This window comes from Buttiauxella ferragutiae, from assembly GCF_022637515.1.
Classification (GTDB): domain Bacteria; phylum Pseudomonadota; class Gammaproteobacteria; order Enterobacterales; family Enterobacteriaceae; genus Buttiauxella; species Buttiauxella ferragutiae.
Genome location: NZ_CP093332.1, coordinates 3,396,751 through 3,416,391, shown reverse-complemented (window position 1 = coordinate 3,416,391; position 19,641 = coordinate 3,396,751). Strand labels below are relative to the sequence as shown.

The following is a 19,641-nucleotide window of genomic DNA, read 5'->3' as shown; positions in this document are numbered from 1 at the left end:
AACTATTGAGTATGGGGGAGAAAAGTGAGTGCCGCAAACTAGTTACCGGGTTCGAGCATCGAGGGTTCAATAGGTTTCGTGCTGAATTGCCACCACAGGGCGATAAGCGTGATGAAGCCAATAATCCCTAACATTACCCACGGAAGCGATGGCTGGTTGATACTTTTCCCGGCATCAAACAACCAGCCGCCACCGGCGTAACCAAATGCCCCACCAATGGCCAGACCCAGACGGCTAAAGCCCATGTAACTGCCGCGAGCACGGGAATCAGCAAGGGATGCACTCAGCGTTTCCCTGGCCGGTTCAGCAATGATTGAACCGACATAAAACACACAAATTAGCGTGAACAGTTGCTGAAGATTATTGGCAAGGCCAATCGGCAGCATGGCCAGCGACATTAAGAATAAACCCGCCATCAGGCGCTGCTCCAGACGGAAGCGTTTTTCGCTCCAGCGCGCAATCGGGTACAGCAGCGTTAACGAGAGTGCGGCTTCAATGGCATACATCCACTTCACGGCGGCAGGTGTGCCGGCAATTTCGTTGACCATAATCGGCAGCATCAACATCACCTGCACCGCCAGCATGTAATATCCGGCCAGCGTTAACACATAAGTGATGAAGCGTTTATCGCGCAGCACGCGTCCCATCCCTTCAAGCATCGGCGTGCGGATGGTGGAAAGTTTATAGGCAGGTAGCAGCCAGGCGTTGACGAACGCGCAAATCACAAACATCACCGCGCCAACAGCACACACCAGACGGAAATCATATTGCAGCAGCCAACTCCCGAGTAGCGCACCAATAACCGCACCCGCGCTGTCTTGCATCATCAGAATTGAGAAGAAACGCCCTCGTTGATGTGGGCGTACGAGTTTAACCACCAGCGCGGCGCGCGGCGGGTCGAATAACGTGCCGCCGATAGCGGAAATAAAACACGATAGCCACAACACCCAGGGTTCATGGGCGATACCCATCAGCGCAAAACCGACGGCTCGCAGCAGCATGCCGGTGACAATCATCGGTTTAGCGCCCAGCCGGTCAGCGATGGCGCCACCGAAAATCCCCAGCCCTTGCTGGGTGAGCTGACGCAGGCCGAGCGCAATACCGACCATTAGCGCTGCCCAACCCATTTGGTCAACGAAGCGAATGGAAATAAGAGGGAAAACCACGAAGAAGCCTAATACCACTAACATGTTATCGAGCAATAAGAAGTATTTACCCAGGCTCCTGGCCTGCGCTACCCGTGACATCTCCCCTCCTGGGAATATTAAAAGTGTGATGAACTTCTATTCTCTACTGCTATTTGAGTTTTTGACAGCCAGGCATATGACAATATTTTTTCATCAATCTGAGGCTTCGATTGAACTCTTTAATCGAAAAAGTTTGCGCAGGTGAAAAATCTGCATGCTGTTGTTTTCCTTCCGCAGCCAGCCGCAGGTATAGTAAATACGTTGCCTAAGAAAATATGGGATGTGAGGAGCAGGGGTGAACATGTTTGGCTACCGCAGTAACGTGCCGAAAGTACGCTTATCAACCGACCGCCAGGTGGTGCGTCTGGTGTATGAGCGAGATGCCTGGCGTCTGGCAGATTATTACGCCGAAAACCGTCAGTTCCTGAAACCCTGGGAACCGATTCGAGATGACAGCCACTGCTTTCCTTCTGGCTGGCAAGCACGTCTGGGCATGATCAGCGAAATGCATAAACAGGGCAGCGCCTATTACTTTGCGCTGCTCGACCCTGACGAGAAAGAGATTCGCGGCGTCGCCAATTTTTCAAACGTGGTGCGCGGCTCATTTCATGCCTGTTATCTGGGGTACTCGTTGGGTGAAAAATGGCAGGGGCAAGGTCTGATGTTTGAAGCGCTGACCACCGCGATTCGTTACATGCAGCGCAGCCAGCATATCCACCGCATCATGGCGAACTACATGCCGCATAACCAGCGCAGCGGCGATCTCCTCGCCCGCCTTGGTTTTGAAAAAGAAGGCTATGCCAAAGAATATTTATTGATTGATGGTGTCTGGCGCGATCATGTTTTGACTGCGCTCACCACCAAAGAATGGACCCCTGGCCGTTAAGGACGAGAAATGAAATATCAGTTAACTGCGGTTGAAGCGCGTGTGGTGGGTAGCCTGCTGGAAAAACAGGTGACCACGCCTGAACAATATCCGATGTCCGTCAACGGCGTCGTGACGGCGTGTAATCAGAAAACCAACCGCGAACCGGTGATGGATCTGAAAGAACATGATGTGCAAGAAACGCTGGATACTCTGGTCAAGCGCCACTTTTTGCGCACTCTTAGCGGTTTCGGTAATCGCGTGACGAAGTACGAGCAGCGCTTCTGCAATTCCGAATTTGGCAATCTGAAACTCTCGGCGGCGGAAGTGGCGGTCGTCACAAACTTGTTGTTACGTGGCGCACAGACACCGGGTGAATTACGTTCTCGCGCCGCGCGTATGTTTGAATTCAGCGATATGGCGCAAGTTGAAGCGACGCTAGAAAACCTTGCCAACCGTGAAGATGGCCCATTTGTGGTGCGTTTGCCACGTGAACCGGGCAAACGTGAAAGCCGCTATATGCACTTGTTCTGTGGCGAAGTTGATTCATCACCAGCCAACCTCGCCGAAAGTGCGACGGCACCAACGGATGATTTAACTGCCCGCGTGGAACAACTTGAAAGCGAAGTCGCTGAACTCAAGCAACGTCTTGACTCGCTGTTGGCACATCTTGGGGATTAATTGATGACTAAACTTCGCGTCGGCGTGGTGGGTTTGGGCGGCATCGCGCAAAAGGCGTGGTTGCCAGTATTAGGAGCCTCTAATGACTGGATTGTGCAAGGTGCTTTTTCCCCAACCCGCGCCAAAGCCCAACCGGTTTGCGATGCCTACCGTATCCCTTATGTTTCATCTATTGCCGAACTCGCAGCACAGTGCGATGCGGTCTTTGTCCACAGCGCCACCAGCAGTCACTACGCGGTAGTCAGCGAACTGTTACAGGCTGGCGTCAATGTCTGTGTGGATAAACCGCTGGCAGAAAACCTTGCTGATGCGGAGCGTTTAGTGGAACTGGCACAGCAGAAAAAACGCACCTTGATGGTCGGTTTTAACCGCCGTTTTTCTCCTCTGTATCGTGACCTGAAAACGAAACTAGCGAACGGCACCTCGTTGCGGATGGACAAACATCGCACTGACAGCGTCGGGCCAAATGACCTGCGCTTTACCTTGCTTGATGATTATCTGCATGTTGTTGATACCGCGTTGTGGTTGGGGGGGAGCGAAGCACAGTTACAAAGCGGAACATTGCTGACCAACGATCACGGCCACATGCTGTTTGCTGAGCACCACTTTGCCAGTGGCAACCTGCAAATCACCACCAGTATGCACCGCCGTGCCGGTAGCCAACGCGAGTCGGTACAAGCGGTGACAGATGGCGGCTTATATGATGTGACCGATATGCGCGAATGGCGTGAAGAGTGCGGCAATGGGGTGGTCAATCGTCCCATTCCCGGCTGGCAAACCACGCTCGAACAACGCGGTTTTGTCGGTTGTGCCCGTCATTTCCTCGATTGTGTGGCAAATCAGACAGTTCCTGAAACTGCAGGCGAGCAAGCATTGATAGCCCAGCGTGTGGTTGAGAAACTGTGGCGCGATGCCATGAGTGAATAACACGGTAGTATTTCGTCTGTGTATAGGTAGACTAGCGGGGCTTTCGTAGGTCGGATTAGCGTAGCGACATCCGACATGAATTGGACGTCATTGCTGTTATCCCAACGCCTGCCTTGCAGGCGTTGATGTTTGATGACAAACCTCATTCTTTCGCAAAGCGAACATATGTCACCAAATAAATAAACAAGGAAAATCGATTTATTGATTTTCGGCTGATAACCACAAAGAAGGAAAAACCACGCTTTTTCCTTCTTTGTTTACGCGCTGAACGCCTGCCTTGCAGGCGTTGATGTTTGTGGAACCACATAATAATGAATCTATTAAAATCGCTGGCAGCCGTCAGCTCGATGACCATGTTTTCTCGCGTGCTCGGATTTGCGCGCGACGCCATTGTGGCAAGGGTTTTTGGGGCAGGGATGGCGACGGATGCCTTTTTCGTGGCATTCAAACTTCCCAACTTGTTGCGTCGTATTTTTGCCGAAGGGGCATTTTCGCAGGCGTTTGTGCCGATTCTTGCCGAGTACAAAAGTAAGCAGGGCGAAGATGCCACCCGCGTGTTTGTCTCGTATGTTTCCGGGCTACTCACGCTGGCACTGGCGGTAGTCACCGTTATCGGCATGATAGCGGCACCGTGGGTGATTATGGTCACCGCGCCTGGCTTTGCCGATACCGCAGATAAATTCAACCTGACTTCCAGCCTGTTGCGGATAACCTTCCCGTATATTTTCCTGATCTCGCTGGCTTCGTTATGCGGGGCGATTCTTAATACCTGGAACCGTTTCTCCGTTCCTGCTTTTGCGCCGACTTTCCTGAACCTCAGCATGATTGGCTTTGCGCTGTTTGCGGCACCGTACTTTAACCCACCGATTCTGGCGCTGGCCTGGGCGGTGACCGTGGGCGGCGTGTTGCAACTGGCGTATCAGTTACCGCATCTGAAAAAGATTGGCATGCTGGTTTTGCCGCGCGTCAATCTGAAAGATGCCGGTGCGATGCGCGTTATCAAACAGATGGGACCGGCAATTCTCGGTGTTTCCGTTAGCCAGATTTCTTTGATTATCAACACCATTTTCGCCTCGTTCCTCGCCTCAGGCTCGGTTTCCTGGATGTACTACGCTGACCGTTTAATGGAATTTCCATCCGGCGTGTTAGGCGTGGCGCTAGGCACTATTTTGCTGCCTTCGCTGGCGAAGAGCTTTGCCAGTGGCAACCATGACGAATACTCGCGCCTGATGGACTGGGGGTTGCGTTTATGTTTTCTGCTGGCGTTGCCAAGCGCGGTGGCACTGGGGATTCTGGCAAAACCGCTCACCGTTTCACTGTTCCAGTACGGTAAATTCACCGCTTTTGATGCCGCGATGACGCAACGTGCGCTGGTGGCCTATTCCGTCGGTTTGATGGGGCTGATTGTGGTGAAAGTGCTGGCTCCGGGTTTCTATTCGCGCCAGGACATCAAGACGCCGGTCAAAATTGCCATCGTCACACTGATTCTGACTCAGGTGATGAACCTCGCGTTTATCGGCCCGCTCAAACACGCCGGGCTGTCGTTGTCGATTGGTCTGGGGGCTTGCCTGAATGCCAGCCTGCTATACTGGCAACTGCGGAAACAGGATATTTTCCAGCCTCAGCCGGGCTGGTGGGCGTTCTTGTGGCGTTTGTTTGCCGGTGTGGTTGTGATGGCGGCGGTGTTGTTCGGCATGATGCACGTGATGCCAGCCTGGGATCTTGGCTCCATGCCTTACCGCTTGCTGCGCCTGATGGCGGTAGTGGTTGCCGGGATTGCGGCGTATTTCGCAACACTGATGGTGCTGGGCTTCAGGGTGAAGGACTTTGCCCGCCGCACCATTTAGCAAACAGACTAGGTACCAGGCGCGTTCTGCATTAAACTGCGCGCTGCAAAAATTTGACATATTGAACGATTAATTAGGCGGTAATAGCGATGCACGGAGTAATCACAACCTGGTTTGAAGATAAAGGTTTCGGTTTTATCAAAGATGAAAACGGTGACAATCGTTATTTTCATGTGATTAAGGTCGCCAACCCTGAGCTGATTAAGAAAGATGCCTCGGTGACTTTTGAGCCAACCACCAACAACAAAGGCTTATCAGCTTTTTCGGTGAAAGTTGAGCCAGACAGCAAATACATCTTTATTGCTGGCGAGCGCATCAAAATCACGGCGATTAAATCCTTCCTGGTTTACAGCGAAGAAGTGCCAGCCGAAACCAAGATTGATAAAGAGAACGCGGTGCTGTCTGTTGGCGCGCTGATGAACAGCATTCGCCCGAAAGCAGAACCTAAGCCGGGCGAAATGCGTACGCTGAAGAAACTGGCGGTGACCACCTTCCAGGGCTCAACATTAATCTTCTCCGAAGATGAAATTGATGTTGAAGCCACCATGAAGATCCTCCAGGGTCTGAAGTAAGTCATGCTGTAGCGCTCAACTCTGAGCGCTACAAGCTTCCTGCCTGTTAAGCCTGTGACTTTTCCGCTTTTGGGTAGCCATTAAAAAAGAGATTCAAAATCACCGCGCAGGCGGTTGCCAGCATGATCCCGCTGTGTAGCAAAGGCTGTAAGGCTGCCGGAAATTGTGCGAAGAAGCCGTGAGAAAGCGTGGGTGTCATCCCCATCCCTAAGCTGATGGCGACGATATAAAGGTTGTAACGATTGGTTGAGTAGTTGGCGCGAGCCAGAATACGAATCCCTGTTGCCAACACCATCCCGAACATCACCAACCCCGCACCACCTAAGACAAATTGTGGAATTGACGCCACAAACACGGCCATTTTCGGCACCATGCCAAACAAGATCAAAATACAACCCGCAGCCACGCACACCCAACGGCTATGGATCCGCGTTACGCTCACCAGACCGACGTTCTGCGAAAACGAAGTATGCGGGAAGCTGTTAAACAGACCACCAATCACCGTCCCCACGCCATCAACCCGTAAACCACGGATAATATCTTTTTCGGTTAATTTATGGCCGACAATATCGCCGAGCGCCAGAAACATCCCCATCGACTCAATAAAGACAATAATCAGCACCGCGGTCAGCGTCAGGATGGCAACGGGATCGAACGTCGGGATACCCAGCGCCATTGGCGTCACGATGGCGAACCATTTTGCATCAGCCAGCCCGGACAAATTAACTTCGCCCATCATGTAAGCCAACGCAAAACCAAAAGCGATACCCAGCAGCACCGCGACATTTGATAAAAAGCCTGTGGCATAACGGGTAATCAGCAAGATAAACAGCAACACGGCTGAGGCGACGCAGATATAAACGGGGTCGCCGTAATTCGGGTTGCCCGCACCACCTGCCGCCCAGTCGATACCGACCTGGATAATACTCAGCCCAATCGAGGTAATCACAATCCCGGTGACCAGCGGGGGGAACAGCGGCATTAACCTGCCTACTACCGGCGCCAGCAGGGTGGTAATCAACCCGGCGGCGATGGTCGCGCCAAAAATACCGGTCAGGCCAATCTCGGGATTAGAGCCAATGGCCACCATTGGCGTGACCGCCGCAAAGGTCACCGACATAATCACCGGTAAGCGAATTCCCATAAATTTACCGACCCCCAGACACTGAATCAGCGTGACGACGCCACAACAGAACAGATCGGCGCTAATCAATAAAGAGATGACTTCTTTGCTTAACCCTAAACGGTCACCAATCATCAGTGGTACGGCTACGGCCCCGGCATACATCACCAGCACATGCTGAAGGCCGAGGATCAATAATTGCCCTGGCGGCAGTATTCGGTCGACTTCATTTGGCGTGGTCGCGGGTGAAATTTCAGAGGCACTATTGTCCATATTTATCTCCTTTAATGGCGGCGGTATTGGCAATCCTGTTTTTCCAAAAAATGAGTTCAGGGAATGCATGCGTAACTGATGCCAGTTCCATGCATTGCGCTAAATTGATTGAAGAAGTGTGAAAAACATCACGTAACTGATTGTATTGACAGCGAAGGGGAAAATATTTTGTCTGGGGAGTTTTATCAGTTTGAGGTTTATCTTCTCAGTTTGATAAGCCCACTCTCACTTTTGAGCGGCGGCGAGCAGGCCGGAACTTTGCATAACCTCAATTTTGGGCAACATTCTTTGCAGTGGCTCACAAATTTAGATTTAGTCTGCTTACGCTGAACAAATTGTCCCTGTTTTTGCATTGCTGCAAGTGAGTTCTGGCTTTCAAAAAGGGATGCGAATGAATAAATTTATCGCTGTAGATGCGCAAGAATGCATCGGTTGTCACGTCTGCGAAATTGCCTGCGCAGTGGCTCACAATCGACAGAGTTGGCCAGAGTCTATTGCCGCTTTTCATCCACGCATTGAAGTTATTTCCCACCAGCAAAACCATGTCACGGTCACCTGCCATCACTGTAACAATGCCCCTTGTGTCACCAGTTGTCCGGTGGGGGCATTAACCTACCGGAACGAGCAGGTTCACCTGAACGAAGCGCGCTGCATTGGCTGTAAAAACTGCGTGCTGGCCTGCCCATTTGGGGCGATAGAAATGGTGAATGCCAGCCAGGATGCTATCTGGCTGGCGCAAAAATGTGACCTCTGTGAACAGAGTGAAAGCGGTCAACCCGCCTGTGTGGCCCATTGCCCTGCGGATGCACTCAAACTAATGGATGACCGTGAGTTAAACGACTTACGCCTGCGGCGGCAGAAAATGGCGCTCAGTGGCGCGTCGGCTGCGGTTCGTCGCCAGAGTTTATTGGACAAACCCGCCCGCAATGGCGCTGAAAAACTCCCGGCGATACAACGCAAAATGCACTTCGAAGAGATTTATCAGGGCTTGTCCTCTTTGCATGCGGTTAATGAAAGCCAACGCTGCATCCATTGTGCGCAAAAAGCGCGCTGCAACTGGACTTGCCCGCTGCATAACGCTATCCCTGAACTGCTGCGTTTGGTTGCCGAAGGTAAGATTATTGAGGCGGCGGAATTAAGCCACCAAAGCAGTTCACTGCCTGAAATTTGTGGGCGAGTCTGCCCGCAAGAACGCTTGTGTGAAGGGGCTTGTACCTTAAAACCGCACAGCGGCGCGGTGGCTATCGGGAATATCGAACGTTACATCACGGACACCGCACTGGCTCAGGGCTGGTGGCCTAAAGTGTCGCCAGATATCGCAACACGCAAAGAGCGAGTGGCGGTTATTGGTGCCGGTCCTGCTGGATTAGGATGTGCAGATATTCTGGCGCGCCGTGGTATTCAGGTCGATGTCTATGACCGCTATCCTGAAATCGGTGGGCTGCTGACCTTCGGTATTCCTCCCTTCAAGCTTGATAAACAGTTGCTTGCCATGCGGCGCGAAATCTTCAATTCGATGGGCATCGAGTTTCATCTTAACTGCGAAATCGGGCGCGACATCGCCTTTAGCGAACTGCTGTCCAGCTATCAGGCGGTATTTCTGGGTGTTGGCACCTACGATTTAATGCGTGCCGGGCTGGAGCACGAAGACTCGCCGGGGGTCGTGCAGGCGCTACCATTACTGACTGCTAGTGCGCGCAGAGTGATGAACCTTGCTGATGATGCCGCCACGCCCTGGATTGAGCTAGCTGGGAAACACGTTGTGGTACTTGGCGGCGGTGATACGGCGATGGACTGCTTGCGCACCGCGATACGCCTGGGGGCGGCAAGCGTGACCTGTGCTTATCGTCGCGATGAAGCCAGCATGCCGGGTTCAAAGAAAGAAGTGGTGAATGCCAGGGAAGAGGGCGTGGAGTTCCTTTTCAATGCGCAGCCGCAATTCATTGAACGTAATGACAATGGCGCGGTGACAGGAATTGGCCTGATTCGCACGCTTTTGGGCGAACCTGGCAGCGATGGACGACGGCGTCCGCAGCCTGTCGTCGGTTCAGAGTTTGTGCTGCCCGCCGATGTTCTGGTGATGGCCTTTGGTTTCCAGCCACATGCGATGCCGTGGCTACAAACTCACCAGGTCACTTTCGACAAATACGGCCTGATTGAAACCGGTAAAGCGGGGCGCTTATCCACTCAAACGCAGCATCCGAAAATATTCGCGGGCGGTGATGCGGTTCATGGTGCTGATTTAGTGGTCACGGCAATGGTCGCCGGACGGCAGGCGGCACGGGACATTCTGGTGATGTTGGGTGATTCATCCCCCATTCAGTGCTCACACAGTCAGGAGCCGTTGCGATGACACAGTTTATTCACGTTAACCCCGATCGCTGCATCGGGTGTCGCACTTGCGAAATTGCCTGTGGGCAGGCACACAGTGACAGCGATTTTCGCCCCAGGTTACAGGTGATGAAACTGCATTCATCCACTCAGCCCGTGATGTGCCATCAGTGTGAGAATGCCCCTTGCGTGGCGGTTTGCCCGGTGCGTGCGCTGGTGCAGGATGAGAGATGTGTGCAGCTCAACGAGTCGTTGTGTATTGGCTGTAAAAACTGTGTGATGGCTTGTCCCTTTGGCGTCATCGATATAGCTCTGACGCCTGAAAAAAACATCCAAATCGTGAAATGTGATCTTTGCCAGCAGCACCAAAGCGGCCCCGAATGTGTAAGGGTATGCCCGACCGCGGCGCTGGAGAAAAATGATAGTCATTCGGTGAAGCAACAAGCCACCCTACGCCGCCGCAGTGCGGCTTTGCAGAGCGTGTATTTCTCGTTGAAATAGCCAACAATACGGCCCGATAATCGGGCCGTATTGCTTACGTCAAATCGCCCAACCACCCGCGTAGAAAATGACCAATACCAGGGCAATCAGCACTGTGCCGATATTCAACCGACGCCAATCATTTGAGAACACACGCCCCACCACCAGTGTCACAAAACCCAGCATAATGCCGGTGACAATATTGCAGGTCAGCACGATAAATACCGCGCACACTAGGCCGGCCATCGCATCCACAAAGTCATCGAAATCGAGTTTTGCCACGTTGCTGAGCATCAATAACCCGACATACATCAGTGCCGGGGCGGTGGCATAACCGGGGATCAGGAAAGCCAGCGGCGACAGGAACAGCACCACCAAAAACAGTGCGCCGACCACCACTGCGGTTAAGCCCGTTTTCCCACCCGCCGCGGTTCCCGCTGCGGATTCGATATAAACCGCCGCAGGAGACGCACCGACCAGGCCGGATAAAATCGAACTCACCGAGTCGGCGGTTAACGCTTTGCCGCCATTGATAATTTGGTTGTTTTCATCCAGCAGATTCGCCTGGCCAGCAACGGCACGTATTGTCCCAGTGGCATCAAAAACTGCCGTCATTACCAGCGCCAGTACGCTTGGCAACACCATTGGCTGTAACGCGCCCATAATATCGAGGCTGAAAATAAGTGATTTGCCGTCTTCTCCGCTCAGACTCGGTAACGCCACCAGCCCGTGATACTGCACATTGGGGTCGAAAATCAGGCCGATAATCGAAATGGCAATAATGACCAGTAAAATCCCCCCAGGGACACGCAGTTTTTCCAGCCCCAAAATGACGGCTAAACCTAATAACGTCATGATGACAGGGAAGGTGGTGAAGCCACCGAGCGCTACTGGCAACCCTTCAATTGGGTTCTTGATAACCAGCCCCACGCCACTTGCGGCAATTAATAACAAAAACAGACCAATCCCGATGCCGGTACCGTGGGCGATCCCCATTGGCAAATTACGCAATATCCAGGTTCGCACGCCGGTTACCGAAATGGCGGTAAACAGCACCCCCATCAGGAACACCGCGCCTAAAGCCACGGGAATGCTGATGTGTTGCCCTAACACCAGGCTGAAGGCGGTAAAGGCAGTGAGTGAAATGGCACAGCCAATTGCCATCGGTAAATTGGCCCACAGCCCCATCAGTAATGAGCCGAAGCCCGCTATCAGACAGGTTGCAACAAAGACGGCACCGGGCGGAAATCCGGCTTTCCCTAACATACCTGGCACCACGATCACGGAGTAAACCATGGCTAAAAATGTGGTAATGCCAGCGAGGACTTCCTGGCGAAAGCTGCTGCCGCGTTTCGTAATACTGAAATAGCGGTCGAGCGCCCCTTTTCCCTGCACTGTGGCAGGCACATGCGATGAATCGGTCGACATAATTCTGTCCTTATCAACGATGAAGTGACGGTTTTTCCTGTTTGCTATGTTCTTTCGTACACCAGTTGGCCATCGACGTAAGTGCGATAAATCGAGCGGTCATCGCCCAGCGTTATCATCACAAACAGCTTGTCCATCAGCGACACCGAATTGTCATAGCGCAGTTGTTGCAACGGCGTGGCGGTTGGCTCAAGAACCACAAAGTCAGCCTCTTTGCCGATGTCGAAATTGCCGATATAACTATCAAGTCCTAATGAGTGCGCCCCGCCCAGGGTGGAAAGATAGAAGGCTTCATAAGCCGACAGCCGGTAGCCCTGAAGCTGCATCACTTTGTAGGCTTCATTCAGGGTTTGCAGCATATTGAAGGTGGTGCCCGCGCCAATGTCGGTGCCAATCCCGACCTTGATTTTCTTGCGCCAGGCTTTTTGCAGATTGAATAAGCCGCTGCCGAGATAAAGATTGGATGTTGGGCAAAAGGCGATGGTGGAATCGGTGTGATGCAGGCAATCCCACTCGTCTTCCTCCAGATGAATACAGTGGGCAAAGACACTGTTTTTGCCGGTCAAACCGTAGTGATGGTAAACATCGAGATAGTTTTTGCGCTCCGGGAACAACTCTTTTACCCAGGCAATTTCGTCCTTGTTTTCGCACAAATGGGTGTGAACCCAGGTATCGGGATATTCCTGGCGCAGACGCTGCGCCATCGCCAGTTGTTCAGGCGTTGAGGTCGGTGCAAAACGTGGCGTGATGGCATACAGCAAGCGGCGGTTTTTGTGCCAGCGCTCAATTAGCGCCTTACTTTCCAGGTAGCTACTTTCTGCCGTATCCAGCAACCATTCAGGCGCATTGCGGTCCATCATCACTTTACCGGCAATCATGCGCATATTGATATTGCTCGCCGCTTCAAACAACGCGTTGGCCGATTCCGGGTGAACGGTGCCAAACACCAGCGCCGTGGTGGTGCCGTTGCGCAGCAACTGTTTAAGGAAAAACGAGGCCATTTCACGGGCATATTCGGGGTCTTTATAGCGCCGCTCGGTGGGGAAGGTGTGCTTGTTTAGCCACTCGAGCAACTGCTCGCCATATGCGCCCACCATTTCACTTTGTGGATAGTGAATATGGGTGTCGACAAAGCCAGGAACGATGAGCTTGCCGCGATAATCACGCACGCGGATAGCATCCGGTACCCGTGATTTCCCTTCTTCCCACGAGCCAAACCACACCACTTTACCTTCACTGATTAACAGCAATCCATCTTCAACAAAGCGCAACGCTGACTCGATTTCTTCAGGGTGCGAAATTACGCGTGTCACATCCAGGAAGTTCCCGCGCACGGCCTTCAGGTTTTGTACACCAGTCATGTTTTAATCCTCAGTGATTCACAGCACTCACTCCGGTTCTTCGGTCGCCACCGGGGTTGCACTGGTCTCTTTTTGTCTTAACGGGATAAGCAAATTCAGGATGATGGCCGTCAGGCCTCCGGCGCAGATGGGGTTTTCCACCAGCACGAATAACGAAGCGGGCAAAATGCGGAACACATCCGGATCGTATGAAACGCCAAGCCCCAGCCCTAGTGATGTGGCCACAATCAGGGTTTCACGCCGCCGTAGGCCGTTAGAGATGATGATGCGAATCCCGGCAATGGCGATCATCGAGAACATCAGGGTCATTGCTCCGCCCAGTACCGGCGCGGGAATGGTGGTAAAGAAGCGCCCGATAACCGGGAAAAAGCCCAGTACGATAAGGATCACGGCGATTACGCGCCCGATATAGCGTGACGCCACACCGGTCATCTGAATAACGCCGTTATTTTGCGAAAAGGTGGTCAGCGGCAGTGAACCGAGTGCCGAGGCGATAACCGACACCAAACCGTCGGCCAGCACGCCACCTTTCAGGCGCGACTGGTATTCATCACCTTCAATCGGCTGGTTTGACACCATGGCGGTGGCGGTAATCGAACCCACTGCTTCCAGCACACTGAGCAGATAAATGGTGCCGACCACCAGAAATTGAGTGATATCAAAGGTAAAACCGAACTTGAAGGGGACGGGCATGGTGATCAGCGGCAGATTACGCATACTGCTGAAATCCACCATTCCGAGGCACAGCGCGGTGAGATAGCCGACAATCAAACCCACGGCAATCCCGACCATGCGCAACAGCGGGCTGCGGCAACAGTTGAAGCCAATCACTACGACCAACACCAACAACCCGACACCAATGTTTTCATAGTTACCAAAGGTGCCGCTGTGTTTGGCCGAGAACCCGCCGCCAAAATCAATAATGCCGACTTTTATCAGGCTCAGGCCAATCATCAACACCACCACTCCGCTCACCGTCGGGGTGATGACGCGGCGCAACGCGGGCAGAATAAATGACGAACCGACCACCAGAAAAGCGCCGACAAAAGAAACCGCCATCATCGAAGAAAGGATCAGTTCTTCATGAAAACCGTCTTTCTTCATCGCACCGCCAAGGGCAATCATCACGGTCACAAAAGAAAAATTAACTGACTGAATCGATAACAAACCCGAACCAATCGGGCCATAACGATTGACCTGCAACCAGGTGCCAATACCTGAGGCAATCATTGCCATCGAAACCAGGTAAGTGGTGGTGGCGGTTGAGAGTTGCAGCGAGGTACCGACGATCAGCGCAGGCGTAACCATCGGCACAAAGATAGCTAACAGGTGGGTGATAGCGCCCACTAAAGACTGGTAAAACGGTGGTTTGTCTTCCAGGGCATAAACCAGTTCAGAATCGGCATTGCTGAAATCAGACATCTGGACACTCCTGTACCTACCAGTAATGGTGGATGTCGCTTGCGCTTATCCACCCTACAAAAGCCCGTCATCCACGATTTTCGTAGGTCGGATAAGCGTAAGCGCCATCCGACCCCATTACCGGTTTACAGTTTCCCTAAGGCATGGAGGATTTTCTCAGGGGTGAAATGCCACTCTCGCAGCCACACTTTGCAGGCATCGTGGATCGCTGTCGCAATAGCGGGAGCCGCGCCGTTGACGCCAATTTCTGAAATAGACTTGGCACCGTACGGCCCAACATGGTCCTCGCTGGGAACGAGAAATGCGCGGAAATCACGGGGAATATCGCCAATCATCGGCGCACCATAGGTACGCAGGTCGCGCGTCAGTGGGATGCCGTGTGCGTCATACTGAATTTCTTCAGTCAGGCTATGCCCGATGGCGCGCATCGATGCGCCATAGATTTGCCCCAATGCGAGGTCTGGGTTTATCGGCGTACCACAATCGAGCAGGGCGTAGAACTTGTTGAGCTTGATTTCACCCGTACGCGTATTCACCGCCACTTCGGCAAAGTTTGCCCCAAACGGGAAGGCGAAATTCGGGGTGATATAACTGGCGGTGGCAACTAACGTCCCGAATCCGGTGCCGGTTTCGGCCTTGTGGGCAATTTGCGCAAAGCTCACTTCGCCTTGCTTGCCGCGCACAATACCTGGTGCGGCCAGTTGCACATCTTCCAGCGGTTCGCCGAGCATTTGCGCGCCGTGGAAGAGAATTTTATCGCGTAAATTCTCCGCGGCATTTTTCGCCGCGTTACCGGAGAAACAGGTGCCAGAGGAGGCGTAAGCGCCTTTGTCGAACAGCGCGTGGTCGGTGTCACCCGAAATCACGTGGATATCAGACAGCGGGCAGCACAGCACTTCAGCCGACAACTTCCCGACCACGGTATCAAGGCCAGTACCGATATCGGCACCACCGGAGTGGACGATAAACGTCCCGTCAGATTCCAGTTTGATCATGCAGTTGGCCTGGTCAATATCCGGGATTCCCGATTTCTGCATGATGATGGCAACGCCACGCCCGGTATGCCAGTCGCCCTCTACCGGTTTGGGTGCATCCCAGTCGATTAGCTGACGGCCTTTGCGCAATATCGGTTCTAACGCGCAACTGGCTGCGACTGGAATTGAGGTGGGCATTTTCCCTTCGCCAATCGCCCCGAGGATTTTCAACTCCTGGCCTTCACGGACGCGGTTAATTTCCACCATATCTAACTGGTCGATACCCAGTTTTTCCGCCAGCTCAGCCATTGCCATGGTCAGCGCAAAGTTCCCTTTGGGTGCGCCGTAGCCCTGGTATGCGCCGGTTGGGCAGATATTGCTGTAGTAAGTGGTGACCTGGAAATCGACGTTATCGCAAGGATAAAGCGGCAGCGACAACGCAGGGCCATTACACGGCACCGTGAGGGCGTGGTTGCCATACGGGCCAGTATTGGCGCGGAAATCCATCTTGATGGCGGTCAGACGGCCATCTTTTTTGGCACCGATTTTTACCGTCACTTTGGCGACGTGGCGCGAGGTGTTAGCGATAAACTCCTCTTCGCGGGTGTAGTGGAAATAGACCGGGCGTCCGGTTACGCAGGTCGCCCAGGCGCAAACTTCTTCCAGCAAAATATCCTGCTTGGAACCAAAACCGCCGCCGACGCGCTCTTTGATGACATGGACTTTATGTTGCTTGAGCCCCACTAAACGCGCGACCTGGCGGCGCAAGTGCCACGGAACCTGGGTTGAAGCATGGATAACCAAACGGTCACCCACCCAGCGGGTGAAGCAAACGTGGGTTTCAGTCGGGCACTGTTGCACCTGTTTGGATTCGTAGGTGCGCTCGATAACCACTTCGGCGTCGGCAAAGCCTTTGTCTACGTCACCTATGCGCCCATGAATACCGGCGGCGATGTTTTTTTCCGGGCGAGCGCCAATCGGGAAATTGATAATCATGTGCTCGTCACGATCGGCAGCCTGGCTGTTTTGCGCTTCGAGGTCCGCTGGCGCACCGTTGACGTAAACCACTTTTTCGTCATGCACGCGTGGGGCATCAGCCGCCATCGCTTCGTCAATCGACAACACCGGTTTTAAAACCTGGTATTCAACCTCGATAAGCTTAAGTGCTGCCAGGGCAATCTCGGCACTTTCTGCGACCACTGCCGCAACGCGATCGCCGACGTGGCGCATTTTTAGGCCAAACATGCGGCGGTCAAGCGGCGAAGGTTCGGGCGCGCTTTGCCCGCCTGGAGTGTAATAAATATCCGGGCAGTTTTTATGCGTGATCACATGAACCACGCCGGGCAAGGCTTCCGCTTTGCTGACATCCAGACGGGTAATCAGCGCGTGCGGGTGCGGGCTGCGTAACATCTTCACCACACAGGCATCCGCAGGAACGCGGTCTTCGACATAACACGGTTTGGCCTGCACCATCATCGCCGCATCGGTTTTCGGATGACGCTTGCCGATAACCGCGAGGTCATGGCGAAAGGTTGGGGTGACGGTGGGCTGGTAAGTGGGGTCGGTCAGACGTGTTTTTGCCAGATCGACCACTTGATAAAACTGCTGGTAACCGGCATCACGGCTGAACAACCCTGACAATGCATCATCAATATCTTCGCGAGTCGGTGACGCAATTCGTTGCAGTAAATCGGTGAGAATCAGCGCGGCGGCAGGGTCGTTGTAGCCTGATTGCACTACGCCTGTATCGACCATCGCCTGTTGTACCAGGCTTAACTGGTTCCAACTGCCAAGTGATTCGGCGGTTTTTATCTCGCCGCCTTCAAGTTGCCCGGCAATCAGTAAAGAGGCGTTAACGATGATTCCGTTGCACCAAATGGCATCTGAACCGGCAAAACCAAAGCCGTCGTCGCTGTTGCGCACCGAGTGTAAACCCAGCCCGAACAACAGTTTTTGCACATTTTCCCCGGCCACGCAGTCAATTTCGCGGGGTGTTCCGTTCAGCGTAAAGTGAATCATCATTTTGTTACCTCATCTTGCTGCTGGCAGTCGGTCAGCAGGTCAGCGACCAGCACACCGGCAATATGGCGTTTAAACGCTTCGCTGCCCGATAAGTCTGCACGTGGATAAATTGCCGCACCCACCGCCTTTTCCAGTGCTTCGCCTTCTAGAGCCAGCGACTCTACGTCGCGCAAGCGCAGCGGTTTTTCCGCCACGCCATCCAGCGCGATACGGATCTCTTCGTTTTCGGTGATGGCAACGGCGGCGGTGACCACCGACCAACCGGCAGCGGAACGGCTGAATTTACGCGTCGCACAGCGGCGGTATGGGTCGTGAATAATCACTTCGACCAATAAGCGGTCGCCCGGAGCCTGCAAATACTCTTCCAGCGTTAAGGTTTCACCATCGGCAAACAGCAACACGGTTTCCAGCGCCAGTAAGATAGGAATGATCACCGATTCGGCCTGGCGGGCGGCAATTTCACCACCCAAAGTGGCCTGGTTACGCACATGGCGTGAATAGACAAAACCCAGCGCATCGTTCAGGGCTTGCGGGATAAAAACGGTGTCGCGCAGTTTTTGCAAAGTGATCAGCGAACCAATGCGCAGCGTGCCGTTGTCCCAGTCCACTTCGTCGAGTGGCAAACCTTGCAAAGAAATCGCCACGCTGCATTCAGTGCGCGTTGGCGTGGCATTGAGTTTGCTGCCGCCCGCCATCCACACCGCGCTATCTTTGTAGTGTTCCTTCAGTTCCATCGCTTGCTCAATGGTCGTGACACGGAAAAATTGCTTAATCATATGTTCCTCTCTTCGGTCAGACTGGTGTCCGCCAGGCGTGATTATTTTGTCGAATCCATACGTCGCCACATTTTTGCTGCCACCTTTCTGGCTTCGGCGTAAATCGGCTCACAATCGAAGGCGAACTCGCGGTCTTCATAAACCATCACGCCGTCAATCATCACGCTATGAACGCTCGATGAGCCGAGGCCAAACGCCAGATGGCCGCCGATATTTTCGGCCTGTAGCGGCGTTGGCGATAAGTAATCACAAATGGTGAGGTCGGCTTTATAGCCTGCCGCCAGGCTGCCAAATTTGGCATTAAAGTTGCGCACCAGCAGTTCGTTACCGCTCCACAAATAGCGGGTGAAACTGTCAGGCCACAGTGGGCCGCCGGCATCACGGTGTTTGAAGAAGGCGAACTTCAGCTCTTCGAACATATCCGACCCGATACCGTCGGTGCCCAGCGCCAGGTTGTGGTATTCGGCAAGCTGATGGTTGTAGCCCACATGGTTATTCATGTTGGAGCGGGCGTTGTGGACGAGGAACCCGTCTTTCTCATTGAGCAGGCGAATATCTTCTTTCGACAGGTAAAGGCCGTGGGCAATCAACGTTTTGCTGTTGAGTAAGTCGAACTCTGCGAGGCGCACCAGCAGATCTTTGCCGTATTTGTCATGGCTATGAGAAACATCGTAGCGATCTTCGGCGGCGTGAATATGCAGGCCACGGCCCGTGGATTTAACCGCGCCTGAAAGCATCGCCAGCCCGGCATCCGGCACGGTAAAGGGAGCGTGAGCGCCAATATGAGCTTCAACCAGATAACGCTCTTTTCCGGCACTTCGCGCGTTATCAATCAGCCGCGCAAAATTAACGTTTTCTTCGACGCCAGCTTCCAGTTCCTCCATCCCGCCGTTGCGGTCGGTGGTTTCAAAACAGGTCATGCCGCGCAGCCCGGCTTTCAGGAAGGCGTTGCGTAAGGTGCTGAGCGAACCGGCGATGTAATGCGGTGACGCGTGGTGATCAATCACCGAGGTACAGCCGCTTTTAATCGCTTCCAGTGAGCAAATCAGCCCGCTGTAGTAGAGCGATTCTTCGTCAAGTACGCGGTCGAGTCGCCACCACAGGTTTTTGAGCGTCGAGATAAAGTCCGGGCTGGGCGGGATTTGCGCCATGATGCCGCGCGATAACCCCGAGTAAAAATGGTTATGTGCGCAGACCATGCCCGGCATCACGATGCGCCCGTGCATCTCTTTTACCGTGGCCTGCGGGTAATCTGTCGCCAGCCCAGGACCAACGTTGACGATTTCGCTACCTTCAATCGCAATATCAACGTTGTGTTGTACTTGCGCCGGAGAAAACTGTACGGCGGTGACATTTTTCAGAATCAACATAA

The 19,641-nt window shown here is 53.4% G+C and carries 14 protein-coding genes and 1 pseudogene; 7 read left to right on the top strand and 8 right to left on the bottom strand.

Annotated elements, in window-relative coordinates; all coding sequences use genetic code 11:
- Nucleotides 1-38: 38 nt before the first annotated feature.
- On the bottom strand, nt 39-1,247 hold the full coding sequence (gene mdtH / locus MNO13_RS15795; protein WP_121813895.1) for a multidrug efflux MFS transporter MdtH: 1,209 nt from the start codon (nt 1,245-1,247) through the stop codon (nt 39-41).
- 241 nt (nt 1,248-1,488) lie between these two features.
- Here mdtH and rimJ point away from each other — a divergent pair, with 241 nt between their 5' ends.
- The 5 genes from rimJ (at nt 1,489) to MNO13_RS15770 (ending at nt 6,079) form a co-directional block, all read left to right on the top strand.
- Entirely contained in the window at nt 1,489-2,073 is a 585-nt protein-coding gene (rimJ, locus tag MNO13_RS15790) for a ribosomal protein S5-alanine N-acetyltransferase (protein ID WP_064547898.1), read from the top strand.
- A 9-nt stretch (nt 2,074-2,082) separates the two neighbouring features.
- Nucleotides 2,083-2,733, top strand: a complete 651-nt coding sequence (locus tag MNO13_RS15785; RefSeq protein ID WP_064547896.1) for a YceH family protein — start codon at nt 2,083-2,085, stop codon at nt 2,731-2,733.
- Nucleotides 2,734-2,736: 3 nt separating this feature from the next.
- Entirely contained in the window at nt 2,737-3,660 is a 924-nt protein-coding gene (locus MNO13_RS15780; RefSeq protein ID WP_064547894.1) for a Gfo/Idh/MocA family protein, read from the top strand.
- Between the two features lie 311 nt (nt 3,661-3,971).
- The gene (murJ, locus tag MNO13_RS15775) at nt 3,972-5,507 is read left to right on the top strand and encodes a murein biosynthesis integral membrane protein MurJ (RefSeq protein WP_064547892.1); all 1,536 of its coding nucleotides are present in this window, start codon (nt 3,972-3,974) and stop codon (nt 5,505-5,507) included.
- Nucleotides 5,508-5,590: 83 nt separating this feature from the next.
- On the top strand, nt 5,591-6,079 hold the full coding sequence (locus tag MNO13_RS15770) for a cold shock domain-containing protein (RefSeq protein WP_074388587.1): 489 nt from the start codon (nt 5,591-5,593) through the stop codon (nt 6,077-6,079).
- A gap of 73 nt (nt 6,080-6,152) precedes the next feature.
- Here the strand turns inward: MNO13_RS15770 and MNO13_RS15765 are convergent.
- Nucleotides 6,153-7,475 (bottom strand): annotated as a pseudogene (locus MNO13_RS15765) (nucleobase:cation symporter-2 family protein); the annotation flags it as partial.
- 391 nt (nt 7,476-7,866) lie between these two features.
- Here MNO13_RS15765 and MNO13_RS15760 point away from each other — a divergent pair.
- Nucleotides 7,867-9,828, top strand: a complete 1,962-nt coding sequence (locus MNO13_RS15760) for an FAD-dependent oxidoreductase (protein ID WP_241938991.1) — start codon at nt 7,867-7,869, stop codon at nt 9,826-9,828.
- The gene (locus MNO13_RS15755) at nt 9,825-10,307 is read left to right on the top strand and encodes a 4Fe-4S dicluster domain-containing protein (protein ID WP_064547886.1); all 483 of its coding nucleotides are present in this window, start codon (nt 9,825-9,827) and stop codon (nt 10,305-10,307) included. Before MNO13_RS15760 ends, MNO13_RS15755 begins: the two co-directional genes overlap by 4 nt.
- A gap of 39 nt (nt 10,308-10,346) precedes the next feature.
- Here MNO13_RS15755 and MNO13_RS15750 read toward each other — a convergent pair whose 3' ends face one another.
- From MNO13_RS15750 to ssnA, 6 genes are all read right to left on the bottom strand, one after another.
- A complete protein-coding gene (locus MNO13_RS15750; protein ID WP_241938990.1) occupies nt 10,347-11,714 on the bottom strand; it encodes an NCS2 family permease in 1,368 nt (455 codons plus the stop codon).
- A 44-nt stretch (nt 11,715-11,758) separates the two neighbouring features.
- Nucleotides 11,759-13,075: a guanine deaminase gene (guaD, locus tag MNO13_RS15745; RefSeq protein WP_241938989.1), complete on the bottom strand. Its 1,317-nt coding sequence runs from the start codon at nt 13,073-13,075 to the stop codon at nt 11,759-11,761.
- A 27-nt stretch (nt 13,076-13,102) separates the two neighbouring features.
- The gene (locus MNO13_RS15740; protein WP_237931452.1) at nt 13,103-14,497 is read right to left on the bottom strand and encodes a nucleobase:cation symporter-2 family protein; all 1,395 of its coding nucleotides are present in this window, start codon (nt 14,495-14,497) and stop codon (nt 13,103-13,105) included.
- A 125-nt stretch (nt 14,498-14,622) separates the two neighbouring features.
- Nucleotides 14,623-17,493 carry a molybdopterin-dependent oxidoreductase Mo/Fe-S-binding subunit gene (locus tag MNO13_RS15735; RefSeq protein ID WP_241938988.1) on the bottom strand — a complete coding sequence of 957 codons (2,871 nt, stop codon included), beginning with the start codon at nt 17,491-17,493 and terminating at the stop codon, nt 14,623-14,625.
- The gene (ygfM, locus tag MNO13_RS15730; protein WP_064547876.1) at nt 17,490-18,269 is read right to left on the bottom strand and encodes a molybdopterin-dependent oxidoreductase FAD-binding subunit; all 780 of its coding nucleotides are present in this window, start codon (nt 18,267-18,269) and stop codon (nt 17,490-17,492) included. Before ygfM ends, MNO13_RS15735 begins: the two co-directional genes overlap by 4 nt.
- A gap of 41 nt (nt 18,270-18,310) precedes the next feature.
- A complete protein-coding gene (gene ssnA / locus MNO13_RS15725) occupies nt 18,311-19,639 on the bottom strand; it encodes a putative aminohydrolase SsnA (protein ID WP_241938987.1) in 1,329 nt (442 codons plus the stop codon).
- Between the last annotated feature and the right edge of the window lie 2 nt (nt 19,640-19,641).